Origin of the sequence: Candidatus Phyllobacterium onerii, assembly GCF_028331445.1 — a bacterium.
Taxonomy (GTDB): Bacteria; Pseudomonadota; Alphaproteobacteria; order Rhizobiales; family Rhizobiaceae; genus Phyllobacterium; species Phyllobacterium onerii.
The window spans coordinates 91958-101948 of sequence record NZ_JAQMHX010000015.1 but is presented as its reverse complement, the minus strand read 5'-3'; the positions used below and the strand labels follow the sequence as shown (position 1 = coordinate 101948).

Here is a 9991-nt window from a genome sequence, read left to right as displayed (position 1 = left end):
GCTCGCACTGGTCTCCACGGATGCATCAACATCCGTTTGCATATCGGTGAGGGACATTTTGCTCTCCTATCGCATGAACAGAAAGAGGAGCAGGATGATTGGAATCGGAACTCCGAGTAACCAAAGAAGAATGCCGCGGCCCATGAAAACCTCCTGTAGATTGCTTTTTGTCGTTACAATATTGCGGAGGACGCAAGGATGTCGTTTGGCCCGCCGCAATTCATAAAGGTTAGACAGGACAAATTGGTTCCCTTCGAAATGAACGCAGGGAGATGGAGTGATTGATTCCGCGTTCTTCCGCCGGGATGCTGAAGCGGTGGCTCGGGATTTGATTGGCACGTCGATGTTTGTCGAAAGCGTTGGTGGAAGCATCGGCGAGACTGAAGCTTGTTGTTAAGGCGACCCGTCATCTCACAGTTTCCGAGGCCTGGACCCTCAAAACAAGAGCATGTTCTTGTCGAACTGCTCCAGTTATCCGGCTTGCCGTCGCGGACGTTCGATCGGCGGTTCAGGAAAGCCTCTGGTTTTTCGCCGCTCGAGTATTCAATGGCTTCGGATCAAGGAAGCCAAACAGATGCTGGAACTCGAAAACACCCCGATCTAGGACATCGCGTTTGAGGTGGGATAGTCTGACCTTGCGTCTTTTCGTCGTCTATTCCGGAGGCTCGGGATTGACGCCGGGTGAGTATCGCAGATGCTTCAGGTCTCCAAGGTCATGAGTCCTGTTGAGAAAGACCTGCGGAACCAAGCATCATTCAACAAAAAGTTGAAAACGCATACAAGATTGGTGCAGCTATCAATAGCGCTGTCATTAGCAAACAACGCTGAAAGAGCCGCGTTCGCCGTTGGCCCGGTAAAACGATAGTCTAGAACATCAAGCCGACGCTCACGTCTGTATGTGTGCAACATCGTCCCACTTCCGTAAGTTCGTTGCGATTCGGTAATTTTGCGTGCTTGGTACAAATCGCGCAAGCACATAGATAGACCTAGTCGGGAACCCGACTGTGAAAAGGTCTCGCTGGGGGGTATTGTCAAAATCTCATGTTTGAATTGTTGATTGTAGGTTTTCTCATTGTACTTAATGGTGTTTTCGCGCTTTCTGAATTGGCCGTGGTCTCCGCCCGAAAAGCCCGATTGGAGATGTTGGCGGATAGGGGCGTTGCGGGTGCGCGTGCAGCGATGGCTCTTTCGGAGAATCCCGGAAAGTTCCTGTCGACGGTCCAAATCGGCATTACGCTTGTCGGCATTGTTGCCGGTGCGTTTTCCGGGGCGACCCTCGGATCGCGTATGAGCGTGTACCTGGCCAGTGCGGGCGTGCGTGCAGACATCGCAGAGGTCGGCGGTTATATTCTTGTCATCGGCATCATCACCTATCTCTCCGTGATCATCGGCGAACTCGTGCCCAAACACTTGGCGCTGAAGAATCCGGAGCGGATTGCCTGCTTTATCGCACGCCCGATGAACATTCTGTCGCGGGTTGCCGCCCCTGCCGTTTGGCTGCTCGATGCATCAACCAGGGGAGTGTTTAAACTGTTTGGTATTTCCACGGCCTCCGAAAGCGCAATTACCGATGAAGAAATCCTGACGATCATTGCCGAGGCCGGCAGTACCGGAGTGATCGAAGAAGCCGAACGCTCGATGATCTCGGGTGTCATCCGCCTTGGCGACCGCAGTGTCCGCGCCGTGATGACACCACGTACCGAAGTCGAAATGGTCAAGGTCAACGAAGATATCGCTTCTCTCAAGCGAAAGCTGGTCGCCAGCAATCATTCATGCCTGCCCGTCTTTGACGATGACCGTGACAACGTCATCGGTGTCATCATGCTAAGGGACATGATCGAGCCGTTGCTCTCGGCTTCGCAGGTTCTGATACGCGACCACATACGCAGTGCTCCCGTGGTTCCCGATACACTCGATGCGCTGGCAGCCCTGAAAGTCTTGCGCGACTCCGATGTGCCGATGGCGCTCGTTCATGATGAATATGGCCACTTCGAAGGTCTGCTGACGCCCGCTGACATCCTTGACGCGATAGCTGGTGCTTTCCGTTCGGACGAGGATCAGTCAGAACCGGAGGCCGTTCGACGTGATGATGGATCTTGGTTGCTCGCGGGGTGGATGCCAGCGGACGAAATGGCTGACCTGTTGGGCATCGACCTACCGAAGACCCGTCATTACGAAACCGTTGCTGGCTTCATCATCGATCGATTGGAACGAATTCCGGAAACGGGTGAGGCAATCGATTTCGACGATTGGCGCTTCGAAGTCGTCGACCTTGATCATCGGCGTGTCGATAAGGTTCTGGCGTCCCGCTTGCCATAGCGCGCTTGATTGAAGCGGCGATAAAGTCAGCGATGACCGCTTCGGATAGGGCGGGCTTGAAGTCTAATAAATCGCTCGGGTTTGGCACAAATTTGAGAGGCGGTTGGTTCTAGAACGTCAGTATCAAAACATGGAATGCTGATGTCTGGTTTTGGCGGCGCGAAGCCGACGGTCAAGCATAATAAGCTAGACGTTCTTGCTGCAGGTCGGCGATTGTTAACTTTTTTGGAACTAATCGGATTCGACTAGAAATCGGTATTATCGGCATTTTCAAACGAAGGGTTTCTCGGCCAGTTCCTGATTGAACAAAGATTTGCGGGTGCTGGCGAGTTCTTCTCGCTCATGCCGTTGATCAATTGCATCCTTATGGAGAGCCTGCTCCGCTGTGGCGGAAAGGATGCGGAACGGGGCAAGGGCGGTGCTGCTCAATCCAAGAACCTGACCGCAGCTGTTCGGTGACGTCTGTATCGCGTGCTCCGGATTCGATTACGTTGCGTCAGCCGCCGCTGACGTTCGAGACAGGAAGCGCTCATAAAAGTATTGGCGTGGGGCACAACAGGAGTATGGCTGACTTCTCCCCGATTTCTTGTCAGTCTCCATCGCGTAACCGGTCAAAAACCACTTCGGCGGTAACCTGGTCATGAATTGAGATTAGTTTCACAATCATAACTTTAGCCCTGATGCTGTAATTGACATACCATGGTAGTTGTCCGCTAACTGCCCACATGAAGGAACGTCCATTCCATATTACTGTGACCATCGAGCCCAAACTCGGCAGATTCCGCTACGTCAGATCCGCTGATGAGGCGCGCCGGGTACTGTTGCAGGAATGGAACGCGGTGAGGGGGCCGAAGTATTTCGCCGCTCTGGCCGCGCCCAAGGATAGTCTTTCAGGAAAGAAGACACCGTCTCACGCTAGGCGGGCATTCATTGCTGCTGCGATCGAGGCTCGGATACTGGCTAATGATATTGTTACGCCGATCGCTGATGCGCGGTTGACATTCATGTTCCGGCCTGCTGCCGAGTGATATAGCGGGGCCGCCGTCATTTGGGGCATGGTCGACAATGACCGGCATGCGGTGATTGGGATTGAGCTTGAGAAATTCAGGGGTGAATTGGTCGCCGCGCCCGATGTTCACCGGTACCAGTCTGTATGGTGTCTCGGTCTCCTCAAGGAAAATCGAAACCTTCTTGCCGTTTGGTGTCGGCCAATAATGAAGATCAATCATGTGCGATCCGTTCGTTTGGGTGTTCGGATTGGGCGCCATTTGTCATCGGACCTGCCCATTCCGGCGTGCCAGACGGGAAAAAATCCTGCCCGGCGGAGGTCCGGTGCAATGTATCAAGGGAGGAGACGCGCACGGACCTCGTTGCCTCCACGGGCTCACTCGCGTGGCAATGCATGCTCGCGCGACAGAGAAGTCCATTCAAAGAAGATTTTTATCTTTTGCCCGCCGATGGAGAAATAAAAAACTCGGCCGGCGCATTAAGCAGACAGTGGCGGGTATTCCAAAGGAGGACTGCGACACCTCGTTCAGGAGGTTAAGCAATGGCGCACTAAGGCAAGACACGTTCGAGGCGGATTATCTGTCGGCCAGGATTGTATGGAATTCGCTAGCCTTCTTTCGCGAATTCACTGCACAAGCGAATAGTTTTTCCCTGGTGTTTCACCGATTGAAACATTCGATCTCGAATACACGACTGGATCAGTAGACCATAACTTCCAGTACGAGCGGCTGTATTGTCGGTCCCTAGGAGTTTTCCATGACACAAAAGCCTCGCCAAATTCACCTCAATGCGTTTTTGCGAAATGTGGGTCAGCATGAAGCCGCCTGGCGACTTCCGGAAACCAGTGTCGCTGCCGTGACCGATATCGAGCACTATCGCAACCTAGCTCGCATTGCGGAGCGGGGCAAACTGGATGCGATTTTCTTCGCTGACCATCCCGTCTTGAAAGACAGATCGCAAGATCGCCCTTGGGATTCGCTCGATCCTTTTACCCTTGTCACTGCCCTATCGGGAGTGACAACCAGGATCGGATTGGTCGCCACGGCCTCGACGACGTACAATGATCCCTACGGTGTTGCAAGGCGCTACGCTACGCTCGACCATGTTAGCCAAGGGCGCGCCGGGTGGAACGTTGTGACAACGGCGAATGCCGAAGCTGCAGCTAATTTTGGGTTTGAGCACCATCCCGATCCAGATGCCCGGTATGCCCGGGCAGCGGAATTCCTTGATGTGACGCTCGCACTCTGGGACAGTTGGGAAGATAATGCCATCATCGGTGACAAGGAGGGTGGGGTCTTTGTTGACCCCGATGCGATCCGCCGCATCGATCACACCGGAAAGCACTTCAATGTCGCGGGTCCACTCGAGATTCCTCGTTCCCCGCAGGGCCGACCGGTTATATTCCAAGCGGGATCGTCTGAGCCCGGGAAAGATCTCGCGGCGCGCTACGCCGAAGCGATTTTTACCGCGCAGCCGATTATTGAAGACGCGCAGGCTTTCTATGCGGACGTCAAGAACAGGGTGAAAACCTACGGCCGCGATCCTGGGCGGGTCCTGATCCTTCCAGGCCTGTCGTTCTTCATTGGCGGTTCGGAAGAAGAGGCGCAAACCCTGCGCAACACGTTCGAAGATCTCACGCTTCCAACCTATGGTCTTGCCCAGCTCGCCAGGGTGACCGGCATCGACTATTCGGTACACGAGCTAGACAGCCTGGTGAAAGTGCCGGCGCGTGCGGAGCTCGAAGGCAATCTAAAGAGTCGTCATGATCTTGTGCATCGTCTGACAGCCACGGAGGATCTGACCCTACGTCAGCTTCTGCGCCGCCTGAGCGCGGGGCGGGGGCACCGGATTGCGACGGGAACGCCCGAGCAAGTCGCGGCAACCATTATCGAGTGGTTCGAAAATGGCGCCGCGGACGGGTTTAATCTCATTCCACCGGCCTTGCCGACATCGTTGGCCACATTCGTCGATCAAGTCATCCCGATCCTGCGATCTCGTGGTCTGTTCCGCGAGGACTATGAGGGCACGACACTCCGTGAGCATTTGGGATTGGACCGCCCCAAAGTGACGCGCGCCACGCGCTCGCCCTTCCACGCGGCGGCGGCAGAGTGAAGCTCTCGCTTGCTCTAGAACCAGCGACAGGAGATAACGCGTGACGCTGCTATCATTTTCAACACCTGGCGATTTCCTGCGTCACCGCACGAAGTCTGCTGAGACCGCCAAGGCTGTCAACCTTCTCCCCAAGCCACCCTTCCCGGCACAACGTCTCCTTGGTCCGGCCCTGGTACTCGTCCTTTGGTATGTCGCATCGGAGGCAGGGTGGATATCTGCGGCGAAGATGCCAGGACCCGACGCCGTCGTGACATCTCTTATAGAGATGGTCTCAAGCGGCACCCTGGCTACAGATATCGAGGCTTCGCTTCAACGGGCCGTTCTTGGACTGGCCATCGGCGTCGTTGCCGGCTTCGTTCTGGCCGTCGTTGCCGGACTGACGCGGCTTGGTGATGCTCTCATTGATGGCAACGTGCAGGTCAAACGATCAATCCCAAATCTTGCATTGATACCCCTGTTCATCATCTGGCTTGGTATCGGCGAGTCCATGAAGATCAGCATCATAGCGCTCGGAACAATGATCCCGATCTACATTAACACCCATGCTGCACTAAAGGGAATTGATCGGCGCTTTGTCGAACTCGGACAGACCGTTTCGCTTTCGCGCTACCGGTTCCTGCGCCATATCGTTTTTCCCGCGAGCCTCCCAGGTTTTTTCACAGGCCTGCGGATGGCTGTCACGCATTCCTGGACTGCACTCGTCGTGGTCGAAACAATCAATGCCACAAGTGGTATCGGTTTCATGATCACGCAGGCCCGTATCTACGGCCAGACTGATGTGGTGCTGGTTGGGCTTCTGCTTTATGGCGTGCTGGGCTTCGGATCCGACGCTCTTGTCCGCCTTCTGGAAAGGAGAGCTCTGTCGTGGCGCCAGTCTCTCGCCCAGTGAGCCAAGTGAAAGCCCCGGTCGTTCGTATTTCAGGACTTCGGCGCTCCTTTGGCGACAACGTCGTCCTCAATGGTGTCGATATCGAAATCGGCAAAGGTGAGTTCGTAGCGCTGCTTGGGCGAAGCGGTTCAGGCAAAAGCACGATCTTGCGGGCGGTTGCCGGTCTCGACAGTGATGCAGATGGCCAAGGTGTGATAGACGTACCGGAACGAAGATCCGTTCTCTTCCAGGATTCCAGGCTGCTGCCTTGGGCGAGTGTCATCGACAACGTTGTACTCGGTGCCTATGACGCCGACGCTCGGCAACGGGCAAAAGCAGCGCTCCGTGAGGTCGAACTTTCCGGCAAGGAAGACAGCTGGCCGAAGACCTTGTCTGGCGGCGAACAGCAGCGCGTTGCGCTTGCGCGATCCGTCGTTCGTGATCCCGCATTTCTTCTTGCTGATGAGCCCTTCAGTGCGCTCGATGCACTGACAAGAATACGGATGCAGAGACTTCTGCAACGCCTTTGCCAGCGTCATCATCCGGCAGTCTTGTTCGTCACCCACGATGTAGAGGAGGCGCTCCGGCTTGCCGACCGCATCATAATCATCGCGGATGGTCGGGTCTCGTACAACGAGCCCATTGCCGGCGTTACCGCTTCACCAACGCTTTTCGAAACCGCGCGAAACGACATTCTGGAGCGCCTCGGCGTTTCGAAAAGCTAGTTTCCCTAAAAAGGCAAAAGAACAATGTTTAAAAATCGATTGACGCCTCGTATCGCTGCCCTGGCTCTTATCTCCACCTTGCTGGTCGGCACGGCTAGCGCCGCAGACCAGGAGTTGGCGACGCAGGTACCTGAAGGCGTGAAGATAGTCCTCGCAGACGACGCCAACAATGTGGCCTCCTTACTAAAGTTATCTGGCGAACAAGTGAAGCTTGCCGCCGACATCTCATTCGCAAATTTCAGCAGTGGCCCTCTTCGGCTCGAAGCTATCAGGGCGGGAGCTGCTCAGGTTGGTGCTGTCGGTGATGTTCCCCCAATCCTGGCGCAATTCTCCGACGCAAATGTCGTGATTGTCGGTGCTGTCATCACCTCGGGAGCAAGCACCATATTTGCCACGGCACCTGGCTCCGGGATCACGCAACTTTCGGATATGAAGGGCAAACGCATTGGTATTAACGTGGGGACCTCGCAGCAGGCGACGGTGCTGCGCAACCTGCGCGCTTCGGGCCTCACGCTTGGCGACGTCCAGCCCGTCAATCTAGGCCTGGCTGAATTTGCTGATGCGTTGCGCGCCGACCAGATCGACGCTGCTGTGCTGAAACAGCCAGATCGCGCTCGCTATCTCAAGTCTGTTGTGGGTACGAGCGCAAAGGAAATTGCCGACGCACCGGGTGCCAGCACCAACCTGAAATATCTCTATGCCAGCAAAACGGCCCTTGCGGATCCCGCTCATGCTGCCGCTATCCGTGATCTCGTCGTCCACTGGTACCGCGCCCATCTTTGGAAAAATACAAACAGGGAAGTCTGGATCAGCGAGTACCTGATCAAGGATCAGCGTTTAAACGAAGCAGACGCCAAGGTGGTTGCCGACAGCGACGGTAGCAACAGCCGCATTCCTGGTCTGACCGCAGAGCTTCTGGCAACCCAGCAGGACACAATCGATCTCCTTCAGTCTGCAGGTCAATTCAAAGGCAAAGCGTTGCCCGCGGACGGCGAATTCGATCTGCGGTTTGCTGATCTCAATGAGAGGTCTCGCTCCGCCAAAGAGCTCGAAAACTAAGCATGAAGGACGTCGGCGACTTGATATGCGCTGTTTGTTTAAAGGATACTTCCAATGCCTAATCCGACCGTCGTCGGCCTTTCCGGTAATTTCCAGCGCCCCTCGAAAACGAGATCACTTGTCGCCAATGCGGTCGGCAGGATCAGCCATCAATATGGGCTTGCCTCTGACGTTTTCGATCTGGTGGATTTCGGTAACCTTGGCGCCGCCCGCTACGCCAAGGATCTTGACGCCCGCTCAGCGCAAATCGTTGAAAGGATCCTGGCGGCTGACGTTCTTGTGGTCGGAACTCCGACCTATAAAGGCAGCTACACGGGGCTTTTCAAGCACCTCATAGATTTGCTCGACCCGCTGGCCTTGCAGGGCAAGCCAATTCTCCTGACGGCCACGGGAGGGAGTGACCGGCATGCGTTGATTATCGAGCACCAGATGCGTCCGCTCTTCGGTTTCTTCGTGGCCCACACATTGCCGACAGGTGTCTTTGCCGTCGACCGTGACTTTCTGGACTATGAAATTGTAACCCCTCATATCAACGCACGGATCAGCCAGGCCGTGGCAGAAGTTCGGCCGTTTGTGGCGGCGGAAAGGTCCGTTCTTACTAGCGCAGCGGAATAACGGAACAGATCTCAGCATGCGTCATACGAGTATGAATAAGCTGGGGCATTCTATCCAGCGAAGCGGCGTGGAACCGGAATGTCGTAGAAACGTTTTTAGCGCATGATCAATTCATTCCGGCCGGTCACCATCGAAGCCGCCTGGCTGGGCAAGCCGACGAATATCTGTTCCGTCACGCAAGCAGCCGAGTTTCTGCTGACTAAATGGCCGAGACATGACGGACCCAAGTTAAAAATTGCCCGCCAGATATGTTTTGAAGCACTGGAAGGCAAAGCGAGTGCTGCCGACACGCACTCAGCATTATCGGCCCCAGTCTTGCTAGGCCGGAGGCTGCGCAAGCTCGTCGTGTTGGAGTTGCTCACGGCCGTTCTCACAACCGTGGTCCGCTGGGAGAGCCGGAAACATTCGGATCCCTTGCGGTCATGGGTAAGGGAAATTCGTACCCTTGGCTTACTCATTTTCACTGTCGCAAATTATATCCCGCTCAGCGTCCTTAGCTGCAAAACCCTTCCCGCCGCCAATTCGTTGAGGCGCACGATGAGGGATCACGATTTCCAGGTGGCAATGAGCTCCGGCTCGCCTCGCGACGGATGAGATAGCACTTGGACGACAGTGATTGCTTCAGGCGACATCTTCACCATGTGCAATGCGCCTGACTTCACCGGCGGCTGCGTCGAGAACTCCTCGCGATAAATCCTCTTCCTTAATGAGGCGCGATAGCGTGACAGCACCCACCATCAGAGACAATATCGCCATTGCCTTGCCGCTGGGACGGGAGCTCTTGACGTCGTCCACCAGCTCATTCAGGACCTCAAAATGAGCTCGGATCCCGTCCTCAAATGGACGTCTGACCTCTTCACGTTGCCGCGCCGCGTCGGCTCCCAACGCCACCAAAGGGCAACCGTCGGCCTTTTCCCCGACATGTCCCGGTGAGAGGTAGAACTCCATGACTGCTTCGAGGGGATTCGAGCTTGTCGCTGCAGCTGTCGACCATCTGCCCGTGGCGCTTTCCATTGCCCGCCTGGAGGCCTGCGCAGCTAGGTCGTCCTTGGACGCGAACTGCTTGTAGAACGCGCCTTGCGTCAGGCCGGCACCCTTCATCAGATCCTTCAGGCCGATCCCATCGAAGCCATGCTCTCGAAAGAGACGGCTCGCTACGTTGATCACCGTTTCGCGATTTTCCTCGGCCTGTGCGCGGCTCACTCTCATGTCGACCTCCGATTAGATTTCATTTGACATCTATAGCGTAATTAGATTTAGATCGCAATCTAATTCGTACAGATCG

10 protein-coding genes and 1 pseudogene are annotated in these 9991 nt (G+C 55.4%); 8 read left to right on the top strand and 3 right to left on the bottom strand.

Annotated elements, in window-relative coordinates:
- The first annotated feature begins 1041 nt into the window (after positions 1–1041).
- Positions 1042–2319: a hemolysin family protein gene (locus tag PHA01_RS24805; RefSeq protein ID WP_271898950.1), complete on the top strand. Its 1278-nt coding sequence runs from the start codon at positions 1042–1044 to the stop codon at positions 2317–2319.
- A gap of 270 nt (positions 2320–2589) precedes the next feature.
- On the opposite strand, the gene PHA01_RS24800 is transcribed toward PHA01_RS24805, so the two are convergent.
- Positions 2590–2748 carry a hypothetical protein gene (locus PHA01_RS24800; RefSeq protein WP_271898949.1) on the bottom strand — a complete coding sequence of 53 codons (159 nt, stop codon included), beginning with the start codon at positions 2746–2748 and terminating at the stop codon, positions 2590–2592.
- 296 nt (positions 2749–3044) lie between these two features.
- On the opposite strand from PHA01_RS24800, the gene PHA01_RS24795 reads away from it, so the two are divergent.
- A complete protein-coding gene (locus PHA01_RS24795) occupies positions 3045–3347 on the top strand; it encodes a DUF982 domain-containing protein (protein WP_271898948.1) in 303 nt (100 codons plus the stop codon).
- Here the strand turns inward: PHA01_RS24795 and PHA01_RS24790 are convergent.
- A pseudogene (locus PHA01_RS24790) lies at positions 3342–3548 on the bottom strand (glutathione S-transferase N-terminal domain-containing protein); the annotation flags it as partial. The gene PHA01_RS24795 and the pseudogene PHA01_RS24790 sit on opposite strands and share 6 nt — an antisense overlap.
- Positions 3549–4083: 535 nt before the next feature.
- Between PHA01_RS24790 and PHA01_RS24785 the strand changes: the two are divergent.
- The 6 genes from PHA01_RS24785 to PHA01_RS29505 all read left to right on the top strand — a co-directional run bounded on the left by PHA01_RS24785 (position 4084) and on the right by PHA01_RS29505 (position 9300).
- Positions 4084–5439 carry an LLM class flavin-dependent oxidoreductase gene (locus PHA01_RS24785; protein ID WP_271898947.1) on the top strand — a complete coding sequence of 452 codons (1356 nt, stop codon included), beginning with the start codon at positions 4084–4086 and terminating at the stop codon, positions 5437–5439.
- Between the two features lie 40 nt (positions 5440–5479).
- Positions 5480–6328 (top strand): ABC transporter permease, encoded by an 849-nt coding sequence (locus tag PHA01_RS24780; protein ID WP_271898946.1) that lies wholly within the window; start codon positions 5480–5482, stop codon positions 6326–6328.
- Positions 6304–7032: an ABC transporter ATP-binding protein gene (locus tag PHA01_RS24775; RefSeq protein WP_417021033.1), complete on the top strand. Its 729-nt coding sequence runs from the start codon at positions 6304–6306 to the stop codon at positions 7030–7032. Before PHA01_RS24780 ends, PHA01_RS24775 begins: the two co-directional genes overlap by 25 nt.
- A 24-nt stretch (positions 7033–7056) precedes the next feature.
- Positions 7057–8091 carry an ABC transporter substrate-binding protein gene (locus PHA01_RS24770; RefSeq protein WP_271898945.1) on the top strand — a complete coding sequence of 345 codons (1035 nt, stop codon included), beginning with the start codon at positions 7057–7059 and terminating at the stop codon, positions 8089–8091.
- Between the two features lie 54 nt (positions 8092–8145).
- On the top strand, positions 8146–8706 hold the full coding sequence (msuE, locus tag PHA01_RS24765) for an FMN reductase (protein WP_271898943.1): 561 nt from the start codon (positions 8146–8148) through the stop codon (positions 8704–8706).
- Between the two features lie 102 nt (positions 8707–8808).
- Positions 8809–9300, top strand: a complete 492-nt coding sequence (locus tag PHA01_RS29505) for a DUF982 domain-containing protein (RefSeq protein WP_417021032.1) — start codon at positions 8809–8811, stop codon at positions 9298–9300.
- 27 nt (positions 9301–9327) lie between these two features.
- Here PHA01_RS29505 and PHA01_RS24760 read toward each other — a convergent pair whose 3' ends face one another.
- A complete protein-coding gene (locus tag PHA01_RS24760; RefSeq protein ID WP_271898942.1) occupies positions 9328–9915 on the bottom strand; it encodes a TetR/AcrR family transcriptional regulator in 588 nt (195 codons plus the stop codon).
- Between the last annotated feature and the right edge of the window lie 76 nt (positions 9916–9991).